Origin of the sequence: Spectribacter hydrogenoxidans, assembly GCF_031846275.1 — a bacterium.
Lineage (GTDB): Bacteria > Pseudomonadota > Gammaproteobacteria > Nevskiales > Salinisphaeraceae > Spectribacter > Spectribacter hydrogenoxidans.
This window is the reverse complement of sequence record NZ_JAVRIB010000012.1, coordinates 95,530-119,659: the sequence shown is the minus strand read 5'-3', so window position 1 is coordinate 119,659 and position 24,130 is coordinate 95,530. Positions and strand designations below refer to the sequence as shown.

The 24,130-nt window shown below is 65.3% G+C and carries 26 protein-coding genes and 1 pseudogene; 17 read left to right on the top strand and 10 right to left on the bottom strand.

The genetic code is table 11. The annotated features are described in order from the left end of the window. Positions 1–111: 111 nt before the first annotated feature. A complete protein-coding gene (locus tag RM532_RS12180) occupies positions 112–411 on the top strand; it encodes a DUF1330 domain-containing protein (RefSeq protein WP_311653608.1) in 300 nt (99 codons plus the stop codon). 76 nt (positions 412–487) lie between these two features. Here the strand turns inward: RM532_RS12180 and RM532_RS16065 are convergent, their stop codons facing one another. After that, on the bottom strand, positions 488–625 hold the full coding sequence (locus RM532_RS16065; protein WP_423246898.1) for an IS3 family transposase: 138 nt from the start codon (positions 623–625) through the stop codon (positions 488–490). Between the two features lie 456 nt (positions 626–1,081). On the opposite strand from RM532_RS16065, the gene gdhA reads away from it, so the two are divergent. The 4 genes from gdhA to RM532_RS12160 are packed head-to-tail and all read left to right on the top strand — an operon-like array spanning position 1,082 to position 4,336. Then, positions 1,082–2,428 (top strand): NADP-specific glutamate dehydrogenase, encoded by a 1,347-nt coding sequence (gene gdhA / locus RM532_RS12175; protein ID WP_311653607.1) that lies wholly within the window; start codon positions 1,082–1,084, stop codon positions 2,426–2,428. 11 nt (positions 2,429–2,439) lie between these two features. After that, positions 2,440–2,859, top strand: a complete 420-nt coding sequence (gene rnk / locus RM532_RS12170; RefSeq protein WP_311653606.1) for a nucleoside diphosphate kinase regulator — start codon at positions 2,440–2,442, stop codon at positions 2,857–2,859. Further along, a complete protein-coding gene (locus RM532_RS12165; RefSeq protein WP_311653605.1) occupies positions 2,856–3,068 on the top strand; it encodes a hypothetical protein in 213 nt (70 codons plus the stop codon). Before rnk ends, RM532_RS12165 begins: the two co-directional genes overlap by 4 nt. Further along, the gene (locus RM532_RS12160) at positions 3,065–4,336 is read left to right on the top strand and encodes an O-acetylhomoserine aminocarboxypropyltransferase/cysteine synthase family protein (protein ID WP_311653604.1); all 1,272 of its coding nucleotides are present in this window, start codon (positions 3,065–3,067) and stop codon (positions 4,334–4,336) included. The genes RM532_RS12165 and RM532_RS12160 overlap by 4 nt, the downstream gene beginning before the upstream one ends. Positions 4,337–4,355: 19 nt before the next feature. Here RM532_RS12160 and RM532_RS12155 read toward each other — a convergent pair whose 3' ends face one another. Continuing rightward, positions 4,356–5,294 carry an NAD(P)H-dependent flavin oxidoreductase gene (locus RM532_RS12155; protein WP_311653603.1) on the bottom strand — a complete coding sequence of 313 codons (939 nt, stop codon included), beginning with the start codon at positions 5,292–5,294 and terminating at the stop codon, positions 4,356–4,358. Between the two features lie 9 nt (positions 5,295–5,303). After that, entirely contained in the window at positions 5,304–5,615 is a 312-nt protein-coding gene (locus tag RM532_RS12150) for a carboxymuconolactone decarboxylase family protein (protein WP_311653602.1), read from the bottom strand. An 88-nt stretch (positions 5,616–5,703) separates the two neighbouring features. On the opposite strand from RM532_RS12150, the gene RM532_RS12145 reads away from it, so the two are divergent. The 8 genes and pseudogenes from RM532_RS12145 to RM532_RS12110 all read left to right on the top strand — a co-directional run bounded on the left by RM532_RS12145 (position 5,704) and on the right by RM532_RS12110 (position 12,672). After that, entirely contained in the window at positions 5,704–6,054 is a 351-nt protein-coding gene (locus RM532_RS12145; protein WP_311653601.1) for a hypothetical protein, read from the top strand. A gap of 13 nt (positions 6,055–6,067) precedes the next feature. Then, on the top strand, positions 6,068–6,535 hold the full coding sequence (locus RM532_RS12140; protein ID WP_311653600.1) for a DUF2231 domain-containing protein: 468 nt from the start codon (positions 6,068–6,070) through the stop codon (positions 6,533–6,535). Further along, complete coding sequence (locus RM532_RS12135) at positions 6,525–7,235, top strand: helix-turn-helix transcriptional regulator (RefSeq protein WP_311653599.1); 711 nt, start codon at positions 6,525–6,527, stop codon at positions 7,233–7,235. Before RM532_RS12140 ends, RM532_RS12135 begins: the two co-directional genes overlap by 11 nt. Positions 7,236–7,275: 40 nt before the next feature. Further along, positions 7,276–8,157: a GTP cyclohydrolase I FolE2 gene (locus RM532_RS12130; RefSeq protein WP_311653598.1), complete on the top strand. Its 882-nt coding sequence runs from the start codon at positions 7,276–7,278 to the stop codon at positions 8,155–8,157. Then, positions 8,138–9,136, top strand: coding sequence for an NAD(P)H-dependent flavin oxidoreductase (locus tag RM532_RS12125; protein WP_311653597.1), 999 nt, complete (start codon positions 8,138–8,140; stop codon positions 9,134–9,136). Before RM532_RS12130 ends, RM532_RS12125 begins: the two co-directional genes overlap by 20 nt. Before the next feature lie 88 nt (positions 9,137–9,224). Further along, positions 9,225–9,592, top strand: a pseudogene (locus RM532_RS16060) (tRNA-specific adenosine deaminase). 107 nt (positions 9,593–9,699) lie between these two features. Further along, positions 9,700–9,897, top strand: coding sequence for a DUF3565 domain-containing protein (locus RM532_RS15955; RefSeq protein ID WP_349255317.1), 198 nt, complete (start codon positions 9,700–9,702; stop codon positions 9,895–9,897). Positions 9,898–10,125: 228 nt separating this feature from the next. Further along, positions 10,126–12,672 (top strand): mechanosensitive ion channel domain-containing protein, encoded by a 2,547-nt coding sequence (locus RM532_RS12110; protein ID WP_311653594.1) that lies wholly within the window; start codon positions 10,126–10,128, stop codon positions 12,670–12,672. A gap of 10 nt (positions 12,673–12,682) precedes the next feature. On the opposite strand, the gene RM532_RS12105 is transcribed toward RM532_RS12110, so the two are convergent. Together RM532_RS12105 and RM532_RS12100 are read right to left on the bottom strand one after the other, a co-directional pair. Beyond that, the gene (locus RM532_RS12105; protein WP_311653593.1) at positions 12,683–13,003 is read right to left on the bottom strand and encodes a 2Fe-2S iron-sulfur cluster-binding protein; all 321 of its coding nucleotides are present in this window, start codon (positions 13,001–13,003) and stop codon (positions 12,683–12,685) included. A gap of 36 nt (positions 13,004–13,039) precedes the next feature. Beyond that, complete coding sequence (locus tag RM532_RS12100; RefSeq protein WP_311653592.1) at positions 13,040–14,260, bottom strand: NAD(P)/FAD-dependent oxidoreductase; 1,221 nt, start codon at positions 14,258–14,260, stop codon at positions 13,040–13,042. A gap of 87 nt (positions 14,261–14,347) precedes the next feature. Between RM532_RS12100 and RM532_RS12095 the strand changes: the two genes are divergently transcribed. Beyond that, the gene (locus RM532_RS12095) at positions 14,348–15,724 is read left to right on the top strand and encodes a DUF2868 domain-containing protein (protein WP_311653591.1); all 1,377 of its coding nucleotides are present in this window, start codon (positions 14,348–14,350) and stop codon (positions 15,722–15,724) included. Further along, a complete protein-coding gene (locus RM532_RS12090) occupies positions 15,721–17,130 on the top strand; it encodes a DUF3482 domain-containing protein (protein ID WP_311653590.1) in 1,410 nt (469 codons plus the stop codon). Before RM532_RS12095 ends, RM532_RS12090 begins: the two co-directional genes overlap by 4 nt. Here RM532_RS12090 and RM532_RS12085 read toward each other — a convergent pair. From RM532_RS12085 to RM532_RS12065, 5 genes are all read right to left on the bottom strand, one after another. Continuing rightward, positions 17,101–17,679, bottom strand: a complete 579-nt coding sequence (locus RM532_RS12085; protein ID WP_311653589.1) for a PqiC family protein — start codon at positions 17,677–17,679, stop codon at positions 17,101–17,103. The two genes, RM532_RS12090 and RM532_RS12085, sit on opposite strands and share 30 nt — an antisense overlap. Continuing rightward, positions 17,676–19,325: an intermembrane transport protein PqiB gene (gene pqiB, locus RM532_RS12080; protein WP_311653588.1), complete on the bottom strand. Its 1,650-nt coding sequence runs from the start codon at positions 19,323–19,325 to the stop codon at positions 17,676–17,678. Before pqiB ends, RM532_RS12085 begins: the two co-directional genes overlap by 4 nt. Further along, a complete protein-coding gene (locus RM532_RS12075) occupies positions 19,322–20,566 on the bottom strand; it encodes a PqiA/YebS family transporter subunit (RefSeq protein ID WP_311653587.1) in 1,245 nt (414 codons plus the stop codon). Before RM532_RS12075 ends, pqiB begins: the two co-directional genes overlap by 4 nt. A gap of 70 nt (positions 20,567–20,636) precedes the next feature. Continuing rightward, complete coding sequence (locus RM532_RS12070; protein ID WP_311653586.1) at positions 20,637–21,056, bottom strand: MaoC/PaaZ C-terminal domain-containing protein; 420 nt, start codon at positions 21,054–21,056, stop codon at positions 20,637–20,639. Next, a complete protein-coding gene (locus tag RM532_RS12065; protein WP_311653585.1) occupies positions 21,056–21,499 on the bottom strand; it encodes a MaoC family dehydratase N-terminal domain-containing protein in 444 nt (147 codons plus the stop codon). The genes RM532_RS12070 and RM532_RS12065 overlap by 1 nt, the downstream gene beginning before the upstream one ends. Positions 21,500–21,789: 290 nt before the next feature. Here RM532_RS12065 and RM532_RS12060 point away from each other — a divergent pair, with 290 nt between their 5' ends. Beyond that, positions 21,790–23,277: a class I adenylate-forming enzyme family protein gene (locus RM532_RS12060; RefSeq protein ID WP_311653584.1), complete on the top strand. Its 1,488-nt coding sequence runs from the start codon at positions 21,790–21,792 to the stop codon at positions 23,275–23,277. Continuing rightward, positions 23,274–24,107, top strand: a complete 834-nt coding sequence (locus RM532_RS12055) for an SDR family oxidoreductase (protein WP_311653583.1) — start codon at positions 23,274–23,276, stop codon at positions 24,105–24,107. The genes RM532_RS12060 and RM532_RS12055 overlap by 4 nt, the downstream gene beginning before the upstream one ends. Positions 24,108–24,130 lie beyond the last annotated feature (23 nt).

Genomic DNA, 24,130 nt, shown 5'->3' with positions numbered 1-24,130 from the left:
GCATTGGTACGCTGGGCACGGGTTTGGTAGATGGTTGCGCGGGCATTGGCGGGTGTTGGCGCAACGTGAGACAAACAGAAACAACTGATAGACACGGAGGAGGATTCAACCATGGCCAAGGGCTACGTCATATTTACCGAAGTCATTAACGACCAGGCGGCCTACGATGCCTACGTCGAGAAAGCACTGCCCACCATCATCGAGTCGGGCGGCAAGCCGCTGGTGATACAGGATGATCCCGAGGTCATCGAGGGTCAGTGGCACGGCCCACGAACGGTAATCCTCGAATTCGAATCTGTCGAGGCGGCGCGAAGCTGGTACAACTCGGCTGGTTACCAGGCTGTAGTCGGCGAACGCCACGCCGCTGCGGAAGCTAACGCTGTAATCGTCGGGGAATTCGAAATGCCGTAAGCCGCGATCCGTCGCTGCATACTCTTCAACACGGTGACGCTTATTAATACGCATAATGTATATTATGTCAAAAACTTTATATGCCGTGGCTGCGCATCAAGCGTGCGACCCGATTGAGACTGACCTTCCCGCCTTCAAAGCCGAGTTCTTCGTGCATGCGCCGGCGTCCCATCACCCCGAGATGATCGGCATGGATTGCCCGGATGCGCCTCAGTAGCCGGCCATTGTCGCGTGCACGAGGACTTGGGTGGCACTTCTTGCCAGTGGGAGACCCGCAGACAGCGGCACATCAGTCGTACCGGATAGTCGCCGCGGCCAGCATGGATCGCCTGGTACTTCACCTCAATTCCCTGGCGAAGAATGTGGCCGCGTCGCGCGGTCTCGGGGCGTACCACTGCCGCCGAAGGCGGTCCGGCCTTGTTCGTCAATCTCGCGTCGCCAGCGGCTGAGCAAGTTGGTGGCAATGACAATGCCACGGGCGGCCAGGCCACGCTGACATCCGGATGACGCGCCCATTCAACCGCTTCGCGCTTGAACTCGGAACTGAATCTTCTTCGCTTGGACATGGACACTCCTTTGGGCCATTGTGACGCCTTTCGTATGTGTCCGTTCTAACGGGACCGAACCCTGCGGCCGCCCGGCCGCGTAGGCAATCAAGAAAGGATAGAACGTGAGTCAAAGCGATTCGCTGCGTGCGTTGCGCGACAACATCGTCAGCCGCAACCCTGCAGAACCCGAATTTCACCAGGCGGTTAACGAGGTGCTGGACACGCTCGAGCCGGTGGTGGGCAGGCACCCGGAATATATCGATGCGAAATTGTTGGAGCGCATCTGCGAGCCCGAACGCCAGATCATTTTCCGCGTGCCTTGGGTCGACGATACCGGCGAGGTCCACATCAACCGGGGTTTTCGCATCGGCTTTAATTCCGCTCTGGGGCCGCACAAGGGCGGCCTGCGCTTTCATCCTTCGGTAAGCCTCGGCATGGTCAAATTTCTCGGCTTTGAGCAAGTGTTCAAGAACGCGCTTACCGGCCTGCCCATCGGCGGCGGCAAGGGCGGCTCGGACTTCGATCCCAAGGGCCGGTCGGACAACGAGATCATGAGCTTTTGCCAGTCTTTCATGACCGAGCTCTATCGTCACATCGGCGAGTACATCGACGTGCCCGCCGGCGATATCGGCGTGGGCGCCCGCGAGATCGGCTTTCTGTTCGGCCAATACAAGCGCATCACCAACCGCTACGAGTCGGGCGTGCTCACCGGCAAGGGCCTGAGTTGGAGCGGGGCGCGGGTACGCACCGAGGCCACGGGTTACGGCACCGCCTACTTCGTGCAGGAAATGCTCGCCGCGAATGATCACGGTCTGGAAGGCCGCAACGTGGTCGTGTCCGGCTCCGGCAACGTGGCGATTTACGCGATCCAGAAAGTGCATCAGCTCGGTGGTCGCGTAGTCGCCTGCTCGGACTCGGGCGGCACGGTGCATGATCCAGACGGCATTGACCTGGCTCTGCTGCGCCAGATCAAGGAAGTCGAGCGGGCTCGCATCGCCGAATATCCCGAACGCCGCGGCGGCAAGGCGGTTTACGTCGCCGGGAAAACGGTCTGGGAAATTCCCTGCACCGTGGCTCTGCCCTGCGCGACCCAGAACGAACTGGGCGCCGACGATGCCCGCACGCTGATCGAATCCGGCGTGGTGGCGGTGGCCGAGGGCGCCAACATGCCATGCCGGCCCGAGGCGGTTCGACTGTTCCGCGAGGCCGGTGTGCTGTTCGCGCCCGGCAAGGCGGCCAACGCCGGCGGCGTGGCGACTAGCGCACTGGAGATGCAGCAAAATGCCTCGCGTGACTCCTGGAGCTTCGAACACAGCGAACAGCGCCTGCATGAGATCATGCGCAACATCCACGCCGACTGTTTTGAAACGGCCGAGGAATACGGCCATTCTGGGGATTATGTATTGGGCGCCAACGTCGCCGGTTTCAGCCGTGTGGCCGATGCCATGTTGGCATTCGGGGTTATTTAGAGGGACAACCTATGCAATCCGTACCGATTACCGTGACCGAACACGACTACGAGCGTATCGACGCCTTGCTGGCTCAGGCCGGCAAACAGGCGCCGCCCGGACTGGCCGAACTGCGCAGGGAGCTGGAGCGTGCCGAGATCGTGGACGAGGACGCGATCCCTGAGGGCGTGGTCACCATGAACTCCACCGTGTCGTTCGAGAATACCGAGACTGGAGCGCGCTTTGAGCTGACCCTGGTCTACCCGAAAGACATCGACGGCTCGCCCGGCAAGGTCTCGATTCTGGCGCCGGTGGGCAGCGCCCTGCTCGGCCTGTCGGCGGGCCAGGCCATCGAGTGGCAGGTACCCGGCGGCAATAACCTCAAGCTGCATGTGCTGGACGTGCGCGACCAGCCGGAAGCCAGGATGCGCTACGTGGGAGGCAAGCGATGAACGACGACCATCGCCTGTCCCTGGCCGCGCGGGTACGCGATGCCTGTGTGCAGGCCGCGCTGACCGGTTACGAGGACGCCGAGATTGCCGGGCTGTGTGGCGAAGGCGCCCTGGAGGCCGCCATCAGCTCGATCCGCCGGCTCGATCTGGATACGATCCTGCAACAGGCGAAGAGCGAAAACGCAAACAAAGGAGTGTCCCACCGATGAAACCGGAAACCATCGCGCTACACGAGGGCTATACGCCGGATAAACAGCACGCGGTGGCGGTGCCGATCCACCAGACCACCTCGTACGCCTTCGACGACGCCCAGCACGCGGCGGACCTGTTCGACCTGAAGGTCACCGGCAACATCTACAGCCGCATCATGAACCCCACCTGCGGCGTGCTCGAGGCCCGGCTGGCCGCGCTGGAGGGCGGGGTCGGCGCACTGGCCATGGCCTCGGGTATGGCCGCGATCACCTCGGCGATCCAGACGATCGCCGAGGCCGGCGACAACATCGTCTCCATCAGCGAGCTGTACGGCGGCACCTATAATCTGTTCGCGCACACTCTGCCGCGCCAGGGCATAAACGTGCGCTTCGTCGACATGACCGATTTCGACGGCATCGCCAACGCGATCGACGAGCGCACCATGGCCGTGTTCTGCGAATCCATCGGCAACCCCTCGGGCAACATCGCCAACCTCGAAAAGCTGGCCGACATCGCCCATGCTCACGGCGTGCCGCTGATCGTGGACAACACCGTGCCCACACCGTTTCTGCTGCGCCCGTTCGAGCACGGCGCCGACATCGTGGTGCACGCCGCCACCAAGTACATCGGCGGCCACGGCACCACCATCGGCGGAGTAATCGTGGATTCCGGACGCTTCCCCTGGCTGGAGCACGCCGAGCGATTTTCGCTGCTCACCGAACCGGATCCCTCCTACCATGGCGTCAACTACGCTCAGGACGTGGGCGAGGCCGCCTACATCACCCGCGCCCGGGTGGTGCCGCTGCGCAACATGGGCGGCGCGATGAGCCCGTTCAACGCCTTCATGTTCCTGCAGGGCCTGGAAACGCTATCCCTGCGCATGCAGCGGATCTGCGAAAACACCCAGGCCGTCGCCGAATACCTGGCCGGGCACGAGCAGGTGAGTTGGGTCAACTACGCTGGTTTGCCCGACCACCGCGACCACGGCCTGGCCCAGCGTTACATGGACGGCCGCGCCTCGGGCATCCTAAGTTTCGGCATCCACGGCGGGCTGGAGGCGGGGGTCCGCTTCTACGACGCGCTCAAGCTGTTCATCCGCCTGGTCAACATCGGCGACGCCAAGAGCTGCGCCTCCATGCCGGCGGCGACCACCCACCGCCAGCTTAACGAGGACGAACAGGCCAGCGCCGGCGTCACGCCGGATATGGTGCGGCTGTCGATCGGTATCGAGCACGTGGACGATTTGATCGTGGACCTGGAGCAAGCACTGGCAGCCGCCGACTGACTGAGCAGCTGCAAGGCATTCAGCCGCCGAGCAACGATTGCGCTTGTGACACGATCCGCTCGACGATTGTTTGCGCCGGCTCCACTGTGCCGATCAGATCAACCGCTTCGCCTGCGAATGCCACCGCGGTGTCGGTGTCCCCGTTTTCCACGGCCTGCTGGTACTCAACGCGTTGGCGTTCCAAGTCGGCGTACAGCGCCGCTTCCCGGCCGTGCCACCGGGCCGCGAAGGCGTTGATCGGCACCCGGCCGGTGATGTGCTTCGGCCACGGGTAGTCGCGCACGATATCGAACACACGAGTGCGCAGCGTTGTGTCGCCTTCGCTGGCCACGATAAAGCGCTTGGCGTTGGGATGCCCCAGTGCCTCTTCGCTGGCGAAAAAGCGGGTACCGATCAGCGCGCCGGCCGCGCCCAGCATCCGAGCAGCCGCCAGGCCGCGCCCGTCAGCGATGCCGCCGGCGGCCACTACGGGTATTGGCGCCACCGCGTCCGCCACCGCCGGCACCAGTGTGAAGGTGGAACGCCCGCCGCCGTGACCACCCGCCTCGGTGCCCTGCGCCACAATCACGTCCACACCGAGCTCGGCGACCTCCCGCGCCTGGGCCAGGGTCTGCACCTGGCAGATGATCTTCGCCCCGGCCGCGCGCACGGGCTCAACAAACGGCGAACAAGCGCCGAACGAGAACATCACCGCCGCCGGTTCACGGCGCAGAGCCAGGTCCAATAGCTTGGGCTGGCGTGCCAGCGACCAGGTGATAAAGCCCACCCCGACCTGCGCACTGCCGGCGACATCGAACTCTCGGGCCAGCCAGTCGGCATCCCCGTAGCCACCACCGATTAACCCCAGCCCGCCAGCATGACTGACCGCCGCGGCCAGCGCCCCGCCGGAGACGTTACCCATCGGTGCCAGCAGGATCGGGTGCTCGATACCGAGCAGCTCGGTCAGCAGTGTCTGCATGGGCGGTTACTACCCGCCGGCTTTATCGTAGGCCTCAAAGGCCAAGTGCGAGTGCGCCACGGCACCGCCGGCCCGCATCTCTGCGGCTACCCAGATCGCTTCCATCAGCTCGGCTTCGCTCGCCCCGGCCTTTTTTGCTGCCGGCGTATGGCCCTTGATGCAGTAAGGGCATTGGGTGACGTGCGCCACCGCCACCGCAATTAACTGCTTGGTTTTGGCGTCCAGCGCGCCCGGGGCGAATACCGCCTTGCTGAATTGCTTCCAGGCGGAATCCGCGTCGGCGGTGAGCTCCTGTCTACGCTTGCTTGGGCTTTGGGCCATAAGGCGACTCCTTCGCGGCTGATTGTGGCTTGACAGTATAGTGATTAAATTATACAAGTAAACACTTGCATAATAAATGGAGACAATCATGCTGTTAACTGCCGTAATCCTGTTCGTACTGGCCGCGCTCGGCGGCCTGCTGATGGTGGGTGGCTATATCGCCCGTGGTAAGCGTCCGCCGCTGCTTGTCGCCGGCTTGCACGGGCTGCTGGCGGCAACGGGGCTGGTACTGGTCGGTTTTCTGGTGGTCACCGGCAGCGGCACCGACTTCATCCGCATGGGCTTCGTGGCGCTGGTGCTCGCGGCCTTGGGCGGCTTCTATTTGCTGGGAAGCCATTTGTTCAGCGACCGCGTACGCCTGCCGCATGCCTTGGCTCATGCGTTGGTTGCGGTATTCGGCGTAGCCTTGTTGCTGTTAGCACTCCTGGGCTATGAATGACGGGTCGCCCAGCATGCTCCGATTGCACATCCAAGGGGTACCAATCCACCCGGCCCTGGTCCACTTCCCGGTTGCCCTGTGGTCATTGGCTGCGGCGGCGCAAGCCGCCGCGCTGGTATTCGATCATGCCGGCCTGTGGGCCATGGGTTACTGGCTGGTACTTCTGGGTGTCATTTTCGGCGCGCTTGCCGCAGCCACCGGGGTTCTGGAGTTTGCCGACCGGCGGCGATTTCCCCGGCACAGCCCGGCGTTCCACATGGCTTTCGCCCACATGCGCTGGATGGCGGCTGCGTGGAATTGTTTCGCGATTGAACTGGCATTGGTACAAGCACAACCACCATCATCAACTATCGGGGCCATTGCCCTGGGATTGAGCCTGACGGGCTTCGCCTGCATGACCTGGGGTGCCCACCAGGCCGGGCGACTGGTACATAGCCCGCAGGGTTTGCACGCAACTTATCAGGACCATCATGGACATTAGCCAGACCGATCTCGATGCCTTCCCACCGACCCGGGCCCGGATCCTGCGCCTGATCAAGGCGTCCGGCAGCGCCAGCCTGAGGGAACTGGCTGCCGCCCTGGATCAGACCCGGGAGAATGCACGCCAGCAGTTGCAGGAACTAAAGCAAGGGGGCTGGATCAGGGGCCAGGCGCGCGCGGCCCCCGATGGACGCGGCCGGCCGGCCATGCGCTATACGCTGACGTCGGCTGGCGACCATCTTTTTCCCAAGCACTATGACGACCTTACGGTGATCTTGCTCGACATGGTCGAAAGGCGCCACGGCGAGGCCGCCTTGCACCAGACCATGCGTGACCTGACCGACGCCGGCGTGGCGCAGTGGCACCAGCAACTGGCTGATCTGGATCTAGCCGACCGCATCCAGGCCCTGCGAGGCATTTATTTCGAGGACGACCCCTATACGGAAGTCGATGACTCGGGCGGCGAGTATCGCTTGATCGAGAAGAATTGCCCCTACCTCAACGTGGCCATGCAGCGGCCGCAAATGTGCAGCATTACGGTGTCCACGCTGACCCGCCTGCTCGGCTATCGGGTGGTGCGGGAGAAACGCTTCCAGGACGGTGATCACCGTTGCGTGTTCCGCGTGCTCCGGCATCAGCCGGTCGATGCGGATCGATTCGCGTTCGAGCTAGAGGCCGACTTCCAGTCCGCCGGCGAGTAGGCGTTAGCCGCGACACCGGCCATCCCCAAAGAGAAAGCACATGAAAGTTGAGTTTGACAGCCTCGATAGCGTCACCGCCCAACCGGTCGACCTGCCGGACATCCAGGCGCGTGACGACGCCCCGGATATCGCGATCCGGAGTGCGGGCATTTGCGGCCTGCGTTTACCGATGCAGATAACCGACATCGATGGCTACCGCTGGCAGTCCGTGGTGCAAGCCGAGGCCGGCGTGTCGGTACCGGGTCGTACCCGCGGTGCGCACATGTCCCGGTTTGTCGAATTCCTTGAACAGCAGCACAGGCACGGGCTCGACCTGGCCGAGATTGGGCGTCTGACAGACAGACTACTGCCCCTGCTGGGCGCCCCCTCGGGCAGTCTGAGCATGCGCTTCCCCTGCTTTGTTACCAAGCAGGCTCCGGTGTCGGGCAAGACGGGCAGTCTGGATATCGACGCGGGTTACCACGTGGCTGCCAATACGCATGGCACACCCTTACCGCGGCAATGGCTCACGGTGCCGGTCATGACCCTGTGCCCCTGTTCGAAAGCCATTTCCGACTACGGTGCCCACAATCAGCGCACGCTGGTCACATTGGCCGTTGACGACACCAAGGTTCACGCCATCAGAAAACTCACTGCGCTTATCGAGTCCTGCGCGTCCTCGCCAGTGTATCCCGTACTCAAACGCGCCGACGAGAAGTACGTAACGGAATACTCCTACGAAAACCCGATGTTCGTCGAGGACGTCGCTCGGGCGGTGTACATACAGGCCTTGACCGAACTTGCCGGGGCACAAATCAGCGTACGGGTGGAAAGCCAGGAGTCCATCCACAACCACCAAGCCTACGCCGTGGTGGACGCCGCTACGTGCGTCGGCACTCCAGCGTGGATTAGGGAGGCCAGCGATGAACAACGCATGGCATAAGTCACTGGGCCTGCACTGGCCTATCATCCAGGCGGCGATGGGCGGCGGCATTGCTACCGCCGAGCTGGCCACGGCGGTCTCACGCGCTGGCGGCCTGGGCAGCATCGGATTGCTGCCCGAAGGCCAGTTTGCGCAGGAGATTACCAAGGCCCGGGCGGCCCTGGGCGATACCCCGTTCGCTGCGAATTTGCTCATGCCGTTGCTGCGGCGCGGGCATATTCAGGCCTGCCTCGATCAGCAGGTGCCCGTGGTTTCGCTGTTTTACGGCTACCGACGAGGCCTGGTGGACAAGCTGCGCGCCGCCGGCAGTTATGTCATCTACCAGATTGGTTCCCGAGAAGAGGCCGACCTGGCGGTGCGAGAAGGCGCCGATGCGCTGATTGTGCAAGGCACGGAGGCCGGCGGCCATGTGCGCGCCACCGAGTCCCTGTGGCCTCTGCTGGCAGCAATCCGCCCGGCCCATCCCGGGGTACCGATGCTGGCCGCCGGCGGCATCCACGATGCTGCCTCGGTTAGGCGCGCCCATGCCGCAGGGGCAGACGGCGTCAATGTAGGCACACGGTTTCTGCTCACACCCGAAGCCCACGCCCACGAGGCCTACAAGCAGAGGCTGCTCGAGGCTGACAGCACCCTGCTGACCCGGCTTTTTAGCCTGGGCTGGGATGCACCGCACCGGGTCGCGGCCAATGCGGCCACCCGCCGCTGGTGTGACGCTGACGGCAGCGTGCCGCGCTGGCTGTCAATCTTCAACCGGCTCAGCGAGGCGCCTACCCGGCTGTTACCCCTCAGACTCGCGGAATCGCTTATCCGGCTACAAAGCCCTGGACGGCCGTTTTTCTCGCCCTTTCCCCTGACTCGATCCATGCCGGCACGGATTGATACCACGCCACTCTATGCCGGTGCGGGCGTGGCCCAGATCTATGATATCCGGCCCGCCGTCGAGGTGGTCGCTGAGCTGGCCAAGGGCTACGAGACCTAAGCGATCATACCGTTGTCCACGATCGCAACGGCCGCATCGTCTATACCCAATCCCGATTAACCAGCGGTGCTACTTTCGGGAGGAAGCAATGTCCTTATCGCAAGACCCGCTCGCTCTGGCCATCGACCTGGCACTGGAAAACGTGCAGGAACACGGCGGTCGCCCGTTCGGCGCCGTACTGGTGCACGACGGCGAAATCGTCGCCACCGGCATCTGCCGAGATGCAGGCCATCCGCAGCGTCGCCCGCGCACGCCGTGAACTCCGGCTCGACGAACATGTCATGCATGCCAGCCAGCGGCCATCCCTGCCCCATGTGCCTGGCGGCGATGTATATGGCCGGCATCCGCGAGGTCCACTACGCCTATGCCAACGAGGACGGCGTGCCGTTCGGACTCTCCACGGCAGGCATTTACGACGAGCTGGGCATAAACCCTGGATGCCCCCCCTGCGGATAGTCAACCGGCCGCTGCGCCCCGCCGGGCAGAGTGATCTGTACGAGGCCTGGGCACGGCAGGGCGAAGCCTGAGACCTTGGCAGGAACAGCGAAGCCACGCGGCAAGCCATCGTCGACTATCACCGGGGCGAAGAGCGGCACTGGGTGGCCGAGCTGGCCTGCGGCCATAACCAACATGTGCGCCAGAACCTGCCCTGGGCCCAGCGACCCTGGGTGACGACGGCGGCAGTGCGAGCGGGGCGAGCCGAGCGACTGCCTACCGTTATCTACAGCACATTACGCACAGTACTCACCTTGCGCCATTGAGAGTACGCAGAATGATCTGATCGTTATCGCGTCCATGGCGGTGGCATGCGATTATCCGGAGCTGACCTCCGTATCACGCTAACCCGGCGCTTCAAGATCGTGTTCGATAGCTCTGATTCAAACAGTAAAAGTCGTTTTGCTTTTAACTTTCTGGCGATGGCGATACTGGCGCTGAGCATCGCTTTCAGCGGCGCGACGTCAGCACAAGCGCCGTCACCGGTCCTCGACGTGCCTGCCGATGACAAACCGGCGAGCCTGTCCGAACAGATCGACATCTCGGCACCATCGCAGACTGAGCGTGGACTTCGCGAGGAAGTTTCCGCGCTCCGGACCTCGCTCGACGAGCGCCGCGCCGCGCTGGAAATCACGCAGGAACGCATTGCATCGGTGGAAACTCGGGTCACCGATCTCCAGCAGGAATTCGAGGAACTGCAGACCCGGTTGCAGACAGCGGGCCTGGATGTGTCGGGTGAGTATGCGGCGCTGCTGCGCAGGCGGCTGAACCGGATGGAGACGCAGCATCTGGACAGCGCTGTGATCGCCGGGATCAAGACATCGCTGGAAGACGCGCGTATTGCGTTATTCGCGGTCGAGGAACTGGATGCCGCAACCTCTGATGCCCCAACATCGGCTTCGGCCGAAGCCCTTGCCGCAAATCGTCGATCACTGATCAAGACGCTGCGGGAGACGACGGCCGAGCATATCGACGCGCTCAACGCGCTGTTCGTGCAGGTTCGCAAGCTGCAGACGCTGATTCGGGATTACAGCAACCTTCTGTCGGAACGGTTGTTCTGGCTGCCCAGCGCTGACCCGATAAACCCCCAGACGCTGCGCGACACCGCCGCCGGCTTCCAGTGGCTGGCGGAACGCCAGCACTGGCAGACCTTGGCGGTGAACATGGGACCCTCGCTGGCGGGCCAGCCACTGGCCTGGCTGCTGCTGGCGGTACTCGCCGGCTTGCTAGCGGCGCGCGGCACCCTGCGTAAACGCCTGCTTGCCACGGCCGAAAACGTCGGCCATGTACGTCGTGACCACTTCGGTCTGACTCTGGCCGCCCTGTTCTACACCAGTCTGCACGCCCTGCCCGGCTCGGTGGCATTTCTGCTTGCTGGGGTACTGGTGGCAGACAGCAGCCCGTTCGGCCGGGCGCTGGCCCAGGGGCTGTTTGACGCGGCGCTGGTCTATTTCCTGTTCTGGTTCCTGCGGCATATTGCCACCGAAGGGGGTCTGGCCTATCGCCATTTCCGGTGGCGCGAAAGCGTATTGCTGGCACTCCGCAACAGCGTGGTGTGGCTGCTGGCCGTGCTGCTGCCGGTGGTGGTGTTCGGCCGCATGGCGCACGTGGATATCGGCGAAGCCTATCAGTCGAGCCTTGGTCGGCTGCTGTTCGCGATCGCCAGCCTCGCCCTGGCCTGGTTCGCGCACTGCATCGTGAGGCCCATTATCGAAGGCACCCATGAGCGGAATCCACGCCGCTGGCTCTACCTTTTCTATGCCGCCACGGTGGCTGCGCCGATCACCCACATGGGACTGGCTCTGGTCGGCTATCAGCATACGGCGGTGGCATTGCAGTCCACGCTGTTCATCACTGCGTGCTGGATCGTGGGGGTTAACCTGCTCTATTACCTGGCAGTTCGTGCCCTGGGCATCCGGGAGCGGCGGCTGGCGCTGGAACGGCTGCTGGCCCAACGGGAACTGGACCGCTCCCTGAGCGAAGCCCGCGAGGCCGCCGACAATTCCGGCGAAGGCATGCCCGAGAACCTGGATACACCCGATCTCGATCTGGATCTGATCAACCACCAGACCCACGCCCTGCTGCGCATGATTATGGCCGGTATGGCGCTGGTGGGCTTCTGGATACTCTGGTCCAACTTCATCCCCGCGTTTTCGGTGTTCGACGAGCTCACGCTGTGGACCGTACCGGCGGTCACCCAGGACGGCAGTCCTATCCCCATCACGTTGCAGGATCTGCTGCTGGCCCTGCTGATAGGCACGCTTACCTTCTTCGCCGCTCGCAACCTGCCCGGGATGCTCGAGGTGGCGGTGCTCAGCCGGCTGAACCTGGCGCCCGGTTCCAGCTACGCCGTGACCACGATCTCCACCTACGGGATCGTGATCGTGGGCATCATCATGTCGCTGGGCGTGATCGGCGCCCAGTGGTCCAAGCTGCAGTGGCTGGTGGCCGCGCTGGGTGTGGGGCTGGGCTTCGGCCTGCAGGAGATCGTGGCCAACTTCGTGTCCGGTCTGATTCTGCTGTTCGAACGGCCGGTGCGCGTCGGCGATACCGTGACCGTGGGCCAGCACACGGGCACCGTCTCCCGCATCCGCATTCGCGCGACCACCCTCACCGACTGGGATCGCAAGGAACAGATCATCCCGAACAAGACGTTCGTCACCCAGGAAGTCACCAACTGGACCCTGTCGGACTCGATCACTCGCGTGATCATCCGGGTGGGGGTTGCCTACGGCTCCGACATCAACCAGGTGCAGCGCCTGCTGCAGGAGCTGGCCAACGCTAACCAGCGCGTGGTGGACGATCCACCGCCGGCTGTCTTCTGCGTGAACTTCGGGGACAGCAGCGTGGATTTCGAGATTCGCGCCTTCGTCACCAGCATTCTCGACATCATGCTGCTGGGCCACGAAATGCGGGCCTCGATTGCCGCCGCCCTGGCCGAGCGCGGCATCGTGATCCCCTTCCCTCAGCGCGACATCCACATCATCGGGCCGGCCAACCTGCCGGACGGCGACCCGTCAGACAGGCAGGACCCGGCCTGAGCCGAGTCGGTCAGTACTGGGTCTCGGGAACCCGGACGACCATGCCGTCCAGCTCGTCGGTGACCGTGAGCTGGCAGGTCAGACGGCTGTTGTCCTCGGGCTCGGAGGTGTACTCGATCATGGCCTCCTCATCGCCCTCCGGGTCCGGCAGACGACCCAGCCACGCCGGGTCAACGTAGACATGGCAGGTGGCACAGATGCAATTGCCGCCGCAGTCCCCCTCGATACCGGGCACCATGGCTTCGATGGCCGCTTCCATGATGGTGCCGCCGGTTCTGGCCTCCACTTCATGGGAGGCGCCGCTGAAATCAATGAAGGTAATTCTGGGCATAATAGGCACTATAATTAGTGTCAAACATGCACTATGTTACATGATCGATTTCAGGTCCACATCCAGATCGATCAGTGTCGCAGGCTCGACGGCAGCCCGGGCCCCGACCAGTTTCTTGCCGGCCATGAAGGCCGGTGGCAGGTTGACGGCGTCCACGGCAATCACGGTTCCCTGCTGGAGGTAGAACACCGCGAAGGCGTCGTCGTCGGGGTTGCCGCGGATCGCGGTCTCGTCGTGCCCCTCCGACAGGCCCACCATCTGCAGACGCAGATCGTACTGGTTGGACCAGAACCAGGGCGCGGCGTTGTAGGGCTGATCAGCGCCGGTCAGCGTCGCCGCCGCCGTGCGGGCCTGATCCACCGCGTTGGCGACGGATTCCAGGCGTACCGGCTGGTCGAAGTAAAGATTCCGATGCCGGGTGCAGTCGCCGATGGCCAGGATGTGAGGGTCATCGGTTCGGGTGTACTCGTCCACCAGAATGCCGTCGTCGCAGGGCAGTCCCGCGGCCTCCGCCAGCGCGGTTTCCGGCTGGATGCCGATGGATACCAGCACCAGATCGGCAGGCACCGTGCTGTCGTCGTCACAGGTCACCCCGCCAACCCGGCCATTGTCGCCCGCTTCGAACGCCACCACACGCGTGCCGGTGCGCAGGTCCACCCCCGCCTCGCGGTGCTTGCGTTCGAAGTAGCGGGATATGGTCTCGCCGGTGACCCGCGCCATCACGCGTTCCTCGGTTTCCAGCACCGTGACCGAAACACCCAGCTTCGCGGCCACCGCCGCCACCTCCAGCCCGATATAGCCGCCGCCCACGATGACCAGCCGCTGCCCGGCGGTCAGCGCCGGGCGAAGGGCATCGACATCCGCAATCGCACGCAGGTAGTGAATACCGCTCAGGTCCGCCCCGGGCACCGGAATCCGGCGCACCCTGGAACCGGTAGCCAGCACCAGGTTGTCGTATGACAGGATGTCGCCGCCGGACAGTGCCAGCTCGCGGCTGTCGCGGTCGATCGACTCGACGCGGGTATCCAGCGTCAGCGACACGCCCGCCTTGTCGTAGGTGTCCTGCGGCTTCAGATAAAGCGAAGACAATTCCACATCGCCCGACAGGTAGGCCTTGGAAAGCGGCGGGCGCTGGTACGGCAGATGCGGTTCGTCCCCGACGATGACGATTTTCCCGTCATACTTCTTCTGGATCAGGGTCGTGGTGAGCATGCCGGCGGCATGCCCGGCCCCGACGATGACGGTGGTTTCGGACATCGGGCGTATCGATTGGTGAAATGTCAGTGACGTATGTTGCCATGGATTCGGCCGCGATCGGAGAGGTCGGTTTTGTATAGTCGCGCCATGAACGCGGCGCAACCCAACCGTCGGATCCGGGACGCGTTTCTGGCGCTGGTCGTCGGCCGGCAGGAGGAACTGGCCGGCCATCCCCAGACTTTCAGCGATGCGGATAGTGCCGCGGCGGGCGCCGGCGGGCCTTTTCATACCCGCATCCGTGTTCGCGCGCGGCGGCTTACCGAGGCCGACGGCCGCGCTGATCAGATTCGCCGGGCCACCCGGCGATTGGCCCTGGCGGCCATTGCCGGCCTGGTGCTCGCCGGATTGGCCGGTCTGTCCGCGGCCTCGGCCGCCCTGGCGTCGCCACCGCCAGTGAATCTGCCGCTGGTGCTGGCATTGCTGGTGGGCGTGAATCTGGCGTCGCTCGGCCTATGGCTGCTGCTGTTGCCGCTGACCGTTCGCGCCGGTAGCGGGTTCGGAGACCACCTGTGGGGGTGGTGGCGCCGCTGGCGCCGAATGCCGACATCCGGCCATCCCCCGGCCGGTTTGATCGCCACGCGGCTGCTGATGACCGAACGCCCCGGCAAATGGTTGTTCTCCGCCTGGGTTCACGGACTGTGGCTGATTTTCACCCTGGCGGCCCTGCTGGCACTGACCGTCCTGCTGAGCCTGCGAGAGACCGTCCTGGTGTGGGAAACCACCCTGCTGAACGACACCACCCTGCAACGCTGGGCCGAACTGCTTTCACTGGGTCCGGCACTGTTCGGCGTGCCGGGGCCCGACAGCCTCCCGTTGCAGGGCGAGGCCGCCCGGTCGGCCCGGCAGAGCTGGGCGGCCTGGCTGCTGGTGGCCACCGCTGTCTACGGCGCCCTGCCCCGTCTGATCGCGCTGGTGATTTCACTGGGCCTGGCGCGGATTTCGCTGGCCCGGGCGAGCCGCGATGAACAGCGGCCCGGATTCGCGCGGCTGCGATCGCGTCTGATGTCGGCAACGGCGACACCGGGGATAACGCCCTCCGGGGCGACCCGGGCCGTTGCGATGGAACCGGCGAGTCCGGATGCGCCCGCGGCACCCGAAGGTGTCTGGCAGGCCATAGGACTGGAACTGGAAATGCCGCCTCCGGCACCGCCCGGTGCCGAGTGGCACTGGCTGGGCGGGGTGGACGACCTGAATAGCCGCCAGACCCTGCTGGCGCGGCTTCCCCGCCTCCATGTGGATCGGTTGCTGCTGATGGTCGGCGTCCGCACCACTCCGGATCGGAGCGTCGAACGCTTTCTGGGCGAGGCCCTGGCCGCTGCGGGCGCCAATGGCGCAATCCTGCTGGTGGGTCAGCCACCGACGGCGGCACGCCGGAACGCCTGGCAGGACCTGGCCGCGGCTGCCGGCGCCGATCTGGGCGTGTTCTGGTTACCGGGCAGCGGGCCGGAGCGGCTGTCGGCATGAACGTGACCAACCGAAATCCACTTCAGCTGGCCGTCGTCGGCCACACCAATGCGGGCAAGACGTCGCTGCTGCGCACGCTTACACGTGACGCCGGTTTCGGCGAGGTTTCCGAGCGGCCGGCCACCACGCGCGAGGTGGCACGTATCAACCTCGGCAATGATCCGGCCGCGGCCGTCGCGCTATTCGACACGCCCGGGCTGGAGGATGCGCTGGGCCTGCGCTCGCACCTGGGCGAACAGCTCGAACGGGCCGTCGATCCGGTCGCGGGTATCGAGGCGTTTCTACAGGGCGATCATGCTCAGGGCCGTTACGAACAGGAGGCGCGGGTGCTGCGTCAGATGCTGCAAAGCGACGCTGCGCTGCTGGTGATCGACAGCCGCGAACCGATGCGCGCCAAGCATCGCGACGAGCTGCAACTGCTGGCCGCCTGTGGTCGACCGCTGCTGCCGGTACTGAATTTCGTCGCCGACCCCGAGGCCGACGCGGCCGATTGGCGAGCGCAACTGGCGCGACAGGGACAGCATGTTCTGGCGGAATTCGACACCGTGGTGTTCGACGCCCGCGCCGAGGACTGGCTGTTCGAAAAGCTGGGGCTGATGCTGGACGCCCATCGCTACCGGCTCACGGCCCTGCAGGCCGAGCGTCGTGAACAACGCCGCGCCACCATCATGGCCGCCTGCCGCGTGGTCGCGGAACTGCTCGTCGATGCGGCGGCGCTGCGGCGGACCACCACAACGGACCAGGATCCGGTGCCGATCCGGACGGCGATGCGCGATCAGCTGCGCGAGCGGGAACAGGCCGCGGTAGCGGCGCTGCTGGACCTGTTCCACTTCGAGCTGGGGGCCTGCCAGCCACCCGCCCTGCCGCTGATTGACGGTACCTGGCGCGAGGACCTGTTCGACCCTGATCATCTCCGGGAATTCGGCATCCGCACCGGGTCGGCGGTGGCCGCCGGTGGCATGGCCGGCCTGGGCGTGGATGCCATGACCGGGGGTCTGAGTCTGGGTGCCGCGACCGCCATCGGCGCCGGCCTTGGGGCGGCGGCCGGCGCCACCGATCGCTTGATCCGGCCCTGGTGGGGACGACTCCGCGGGAGGCAGGTGCTGACACCGGACGTCGCGGTGTTGGCGCTGCTGGCAGCGCGTCAGCAGATGCTGGTGCGGGCCCTGCTCCGTCGCGGACACGCGGCCACCCGGCCGTTGCAATCCGAGGCGCCGGGCGGCGGCTGGCCCGGCACGCGACTGCGCCGCCGGGTGCTGCGTTGCCGGACCCATCCGGGCTGGTCGCGGCTCAATCAGTCGCTTTCGGGCGGTGCCCCGCCGCGGGTGGTCCAGGGTATTGCCGAAGCGGTGGAACAGTCACTGGATGAAGTGCCCTCAGGTCCCGTCAGCGAGTACCGGGGCTAGCGAACCGGCGATGTCATCGACGACATCCGCGGTGGCGGCCGATAATGCCGATATCAGCGCCGGATAGCCGTCGTCGGTCAGCGGCTGGCGGACGGTGAAATGCCGGCGGACCAGCAGTTCCCCGCGCTCGCTCTCGAGATGCCAGGTGCCGCCGACGATCGCCGCGCCATCGAAATGACCGTTGAAGCGGTCGAAGTGAACGAACAGCCGGGGACCGGCGCTTGGCGCATGCTGGGTGAATATCTGAATCCTCGGCAGTGCCCGGCCGAGATGCGCCGGGATCCGGCGCCGTAGCTGTTCGGGCAGCGGTTCCGCCCAGCGGTGGTGCCGTGCGGTTTCCACCTCCGTTTCGGTCGTCCGGATGACGATTCCCTGCGTCTGCAGGTAGGCCGCCGTGCTCACGCCGGCCAGCGTCAGGCTCGCGGCGCCTTCCGATACCCCGGAATCGGCCTCGGGGCCGGTCAGCAGGTAGTGGTGCGTGGCCGGCACCGAGGTGGCACAGCCGGCAATCAGCGGCAGCGCGAGCATCAGCATCTGGCATCGGTTCATCGGGGGGCTCTCGGCGTGGGGTCCTCTTCGGGTTCGCGGCCGAACAGCAGGGCGTCGGGACGCTCCCGCAGCGTATCCGCCAGCGGTCCCAGGTCATCGAGGACACGGGTGAGCTGTTGCAGGGCGCGATCAAGCTGATCATAGACCGGCTGCCCCTCGCGGTAGGCGCCCAGCGTGCGCTGGATCTCGCGCAGGGTCTTTTCCAGTTCCGCCGGCAGGCTGCGGGCTTCGTCGCTCTTGAGCACCTCGTTGAGGGTATCCAGCGTAGCGGCCATCTCCTCGAAGGTGCGGTCGGACGACGCCAGAGTGTCACCCAGGCGATTCAGGGTGGGCTCGATATCCAGGTTGTTGAGCTTGTCCAGCAGCGTCGAAATCTTCTGTTCGATGCCGGTGAAGCCCCCGACGGTGCTGGGGAATACCGGGTAGTCGCCCACCCTTGCCACGCCTCGCGGTTCCGGGTCCTCGACCAGTTGCAGGTCCATGTACATCGCCCCCGTCAGCAGGTTGCCCGGCCGCACACTGGCCCGCAGGCCGCGATCGAACAATGCATCCAGGCGTTCGCGCCACTCCGCCAGATCCCGGTCGGCCCACGCCGGGCCCAGTCGCTGAGGTTCGAACAGGATCCGCACCGGAATGCGGAAATCCTCGAAGTCCTGCTCCCTGACCGCCTCGGTAAAGAACGGCACATCCGTCACCGTGCCGACGCGGATGCCGCGAAAGGCCAGCTGCGCCCCGGGGTTGAGACCGCGTACCGAGTCCCGCACCAGCACGATGTACTCGATCTGCTGGTCGAAGCGGTCCTGCTGAGCAGCGTCCCGCGAGGGGAACAGGTCGAAATGGTCGCCGTTGGACGCGGAGCCGCCGGGCGGGACGTCCTCCGGCAGGCCGAAGGTCACGCCGCCGGCCAGCATGGCCTCGAGCGAGCCGAGATTCACCTGTACACCCTCGGAGCTGAACTCCACATCCACGCCGGAACGATTCCAGAACTGCGTGTTACGGCGGATCAGCGAATCATAGGGTTGATCGACGAATATCTGGTATCGCATCTGCTGGGTCTCGGCATCGAACTCCGCGGTTTCCACCCGCCCGGCCTCGCGGCCCTGATAGAGCACCGGATCGCCCACGCTCAATGCCGCCTGCTCTCGGCCGGTAAGCCGCAGGGACAGCCCTGGTGCATCCGATTCCATCACCGGCGGCTGTTCCAGCGCCTCGAAGCGGTAGCGCGGTTCGTCCGACTCACCGGGCTGCATCTGGACATAGGCGCCGGACAGGATGGTGTTCAATCCGCTGATGCCCCGCCGGCCGATGCGGGGCTTGACCACCCAGAAGCGGGTGTCCTCGACCAGCAGACCGGTGGCCTCGCGATCCATGCGGATTTCGGCGATGGTGCCGGAGTAATCCTCGGTCAGGCGCACATCCTCGACCTTGCCGACTTCCACGTTGCGGATCTTGACCGTGGTCTGACCGGCCTGGAGCCCCTCGGCCGTAGGCAACACCAGCGTCACGAGCGGTCCTCGTGACAGCACGTTCTGATAGAACAGCCAGCCACCGATAAGCGCGGCGACCAACGGAATGATCCAGACCGCGGACAGCCAGGGACCCCGCCCCCGATCGATGGTTGCCGTTTGCAGCTCGGAATCGTTCATGTCGCTGTATGGTTCTCGTGTCTTTCGGCGATCAGAAGCGGGTCCAGGCTCTGTGCTGCCAGCATCGTCAGCAACACCACCGCGGCGAACGAGGCCGCCGCAGGCCCCGGCGCCACCGCCATGTACTGCCCCGCCTGGATCAATGCGGTCAACACCGCCACCACGAAAATGTCGATCATCGACCAGCGACCGATAATTTCGGTCAGCCGGTACACGCGGAGATCGCCCAGGCGCGCCGCCGGCCGACCGGTCTGCAGTTTAAGGCACAGCCAGCCCAGCATGCCGATCTTGGCCATGGGCACCACGATGCTGGCCACGAAAATGATCACCGCGATCGGCCAGCTGCCGGTCTCCACCATGTGGACCACGCCGCCGATGATGGTGGCCGGCGTGGTGTAGCCCAGGCTGACCGTCGCCATGATCGGCAGGAAGTTCGCGGGTAACAGCAGCACCGCGGCCGCCAGCAGCAGCGCCCAGGTCCGCTGCAAGCGCAGGTGCGCCGGTGCCGGCAGACGATGACGGCAGCGCGGACAGGCGTGTCTGTTAGCGGCTGCGAATGTCAGCCCGCAGGCCCGGCAGAAGGCACAGTCCTGAGCCGCCGCGCTGGCGCCGGGTCGTAGCCTGGCTGCCCAGCGTCCGGCGGGCACGAAACGCTGCCAGTAGTCGGCCGGATGGAAGCGGCCGGTAACCGCCAGCATCACCACCGAGTACGCGCAAAAGGTGTAGAAGGCGGGCTCCAGCACCACGTTGGCCATGGTCACGATCTTGATCAGGCTGACCAGGATGCCGACGATGAACACGTCGCTCATCATCCAGGGTTCGATTGGGGACAGCCAGCGTGACACGGTCATACTGCCCGGCAACGGCCGATCCCGCGCCAGGGCCAAGCTGAGGTACAAAGCCCCGGCAAGATACAACCCGGGCAGGAACACGGTGGTGGCCAGCACCAGCAGGCCGAGGAACAGGAAGGCCTGATCCAGCAGCACGGTGCCGGCGTCGAGCAGCGCGATGGTGTGGCCCCGGCCCTGTACGTCGAACGACAGGAAATCAAAGCTCACCGACAGGCCGAGCAGGATCAGCCCGGCCAGCGATAGCGCCACCGTTCCGGCATGGGTCCGCCCGCCACCGCGGGTGATCCGATGCGCACAGCGCGGGCAGCGGGCCCGTTGCCAGGCGGCCAGATGGGGGACCTCACAGACCCAGTCGCAGACCGGGCAGACGTGGCTTTCGGCGGTGCTCATGGGGCAGCGTCAAACATCACGCCGCCAGCATACGCGAGTCGACGATAGCCCGGCCGCGCCCCGAGCCGTTCTAGTCCAGAGCGACGACCGCCACGCCGCTGATGCTGGCCCGCCCCTCGCCGTCGACGTTCTCGATCTCCAGCTCGACGCGGTTCTCGCCGTCCTCGGTGAACTTGCGTGCCACCCGACCGCGAGTGGTGACCTCGGCGTGTACCGGCACGATGTCCAGGAAACGTGCCTCCAGGTGCCGCAGCGCACTCTGTGGGACCCACTGCGTCACCAGCCGGCCGAGCCAGGCCATCCCGAGCATGCCGTGGGCGAATACATCCTCGAGGCCGGCCTGTTTCACGAAGTCGATGTCCACGTGCATCGGGTTGTGATCGCCCGATGCTCCTGCGTAGAGGGCCAGCTGCAGCCGGGTGATCGGTGGATGGGTCAGCTCGGGTAATGCGTCCCCGACCTCGATATCCTCAAAGCTCGGCAGTGCCATCACGGGTTCCTCACGACGATCACGGAGCGCAGGGTCGCCACCGGCGTCTGCTCCTGGTTGCTGACCTCGGTGTCCTTCACCACAAACTCCAGTTTGCCGCCCTTCTTGCTGTAGATGTCGCTGATGCGGGCGCGGAAAGTAACCCGATCCCCGGCATGCACCGGTGCGTGATAGGTGAAGTGCTGCTCGCCATGCAGGATCTGGCTGACGTGGATGCCCATGTCGGCATAGAAGGCGAACGGGTCGGGCACCTCCATTTCCAGGCAGAACAGGAACGTGGGCGGTACCGGCAGATCCGGATGGCCGGCGGCCTGGGCGGCCGACAGTTCCGAGTAGACGGCATCGGTTTCCCCGATCGCCCTGGCAAAGAAGCGCAGCCGTCCCCGTTCCACGTCGACGCTGTGGACGGGCAACTCCCGCCCGATGTGGCTAGTATCGATCATGTCCTCACCGAATTCGGATGTTGCGGCAACGGTAGCCTAATCCGTCGCGCGGGGCGATACCCGCCCTTTGGCTTGGGTTGCCGGGCCGTGTCCTCCCGCAATGTGTCCGCCGGGTAAATCGGTCGGCGTGATGGTCCGGGCGCGTGAGTCGCCTCGCATCACCCGCCGACAGGGGCATCAATGATGCGCATGACATGCCATTTGATACTGTCGAGACCAGCCCGCCTGACGATGGCGATTCGCGGGAAGCTATTGTCTTAGCGACCGGATCAAGCGAGAACCGCCCTTCAATGAACTGTATCCAGCTACTCGAACGCGCCGCGGCCCAGTGGCCGTGCCGGCCGGCGATCACCGATCGCGATGACACATGGACCTACGCCGCGCTTACCGATCGTGTGGCGCGTCTGGCAGGGGGATTGCGGCAACTGGGCGTGCGGCCGACGGATCCGGTAGCGGTCCTGGCGGCGCAGCATCGCGACACCCTGGTCGCCAGCCTGGCCGTTGCCTGGGCCGGGGCCGAGCTGGTGCCCATCGATCCACGCGGGTCGAGCGATGCCGCCGTGGCGGCCCTGCGGAATACGGCGGCGGTCGGCCTGGTCGTTGATGATGCCAACGGCGGACGGATTGGCGAACTGCTGGATCGCTGCCCGTATCTGCGCGTCTTGGTCCACGCCGGCCGGGATGCCGCGCCGGCCGAAGCGATCCCGCTGACGACGCTGGTCACCGGCCACGATCCACTACCGGCGCCGGATGCCGCCGAAATACATGCACTCGGGCGGTTTCACACCGATGGCATCGGCGGGCGGCCACGTCCGGTGCCGTTGCGGCACCAGGATTTCGTCGTGGCGGCATTATCACTACTGGCCGAGGGCGGGCTGCCGAATACGCCCATACTTTCCACCACCGAACCGCTTTCGAACGCTACCGTGATGACGGCGGCCATGGCGGTGATGATGCGGGCAGGGTGCCTGGTGATGCCTGAGGCAGGCGAATGGGAATGCGCGCATGGCCCGGCCGCGGTGACCGACCTCCTGACCACACCGGCATGGCTGCGCGCGTATCCCGGGCAGGCCGCGGACGACGCCGGCCACCTGCCGGATCGCATCCTGCTGGCCGGTGATCTTGCCGACGACACCCTTGTTGGCCGGACGCTTGCCGTCTTGCCCGGGGTCAGCCTGCGTCCGCTCTACGGCAATGCGGAAACCGCTGGTTTCATCAGCCTCGGCCCCCGACTGACTGCCGAACCACGAGAATCGACTACACCGGTCGGGGGCGCTGCTCCTCATGTCGACATCCGGGTTAGGGATCAGGCAAACCTTGATTGTCCGTCCGGACAGATCGGCAGCATTCTGGCTCGCGGACCCGGCGGCGCCGACTGGCTCGACACCGGCGACATCGGCCATTTCGACGACAGCGGCAGGCTCCACCTGGCCGGACGCGCCGGGGATGTGCTGATGCGCAACGACGACCCGGTCTATCTTCGCGCCATCGAGATGCGGCTGGCGATGCATTCCGATGTTGCCGATGCCGCGGTGATTGCTCACCGGGGCGGCATCCGGGCATGGGTGGTGCCTGCGGCGGGAGCGGGATTCGATGCCGAGTCGCTACGGACGTTCTGTTGCGACGGCCTGCCCGTCAGCCATCACCCCAATGAGATCTTTCCGCTGCCCGTACTGTCGCGGACGGCGGCCGGCCGGATCCGCAAACACCTGCTCAGGACAGGGCCGGCATCACCGGACAACGAGCAGGCCCCACCAGCAGGAGGAGAACCATCTTGAATCTCGAGGATATATTCGCCACCACACTCTTTGACGGCCAGACGGTATTCATCACCGGCGGCGGCAGCGGCATCAACCTGGGCGTGGCGCAGTGTTTCGCCCGCCTCGGCGCCAATATCGCCATCTGCGGCCGGACCCAGTCGAAACTAAATGATGCGGCGGCGATGCTGGAGACGCTCGGCGCCGAGGTGGTCGCCCAGGCGGCCGACGTGCGCGACATGGACGCGTTGGCGGAGGCCATGGCAACCACCGAGAGCCAGCTCGGGCCGATCAACGTGCTGGTAGCGGGGGCCGCCGGCAATTTCACCGCCCCCACGGAAAAGCTGTCGAGCAATGGTTTCCGCACCGTGATCGACATCGATCTGGTCGGCGCCTTCAACGCGGCACGGGCCGCGTTCGAGCAACTCCGGCAAACCCGTGGCTGCCTGATCTTCATTTCCGCCGGTCAGGCCCAGGCACCGTTCGAATTTCAGGCGCACGCGGGCGCGGCCAAGGCGGGCGTGGACAACCTGATGAAGACGCTGGCCTTGGAATGGGGGCCTTACGGCATCCGTGCGAACAGTGTGCTGCCTGGCTGGATCGCCGATACCGAGGGGCTCAAGCGGCTGGCGCCGCCCGGCAGTGAGCACCGGATTGCCGACGAGGTGCCCATCCGCCGCATGGGCGACACGACGGATGTGGGCGCTCTCGCCTGCTTCCTCGCCAGCCCGTTGGCGGGCTATGTCACCGGCAACGTGGTGGCCGCCGACGGCGGCATGATGCTGCGGGGTTCCGGCATCTGGACCCAGGTGATCGGGGCGATGCTGGCGGAGACCGACGCTAGCGGATGATGCGGCCTCGCCACGACCGGGGC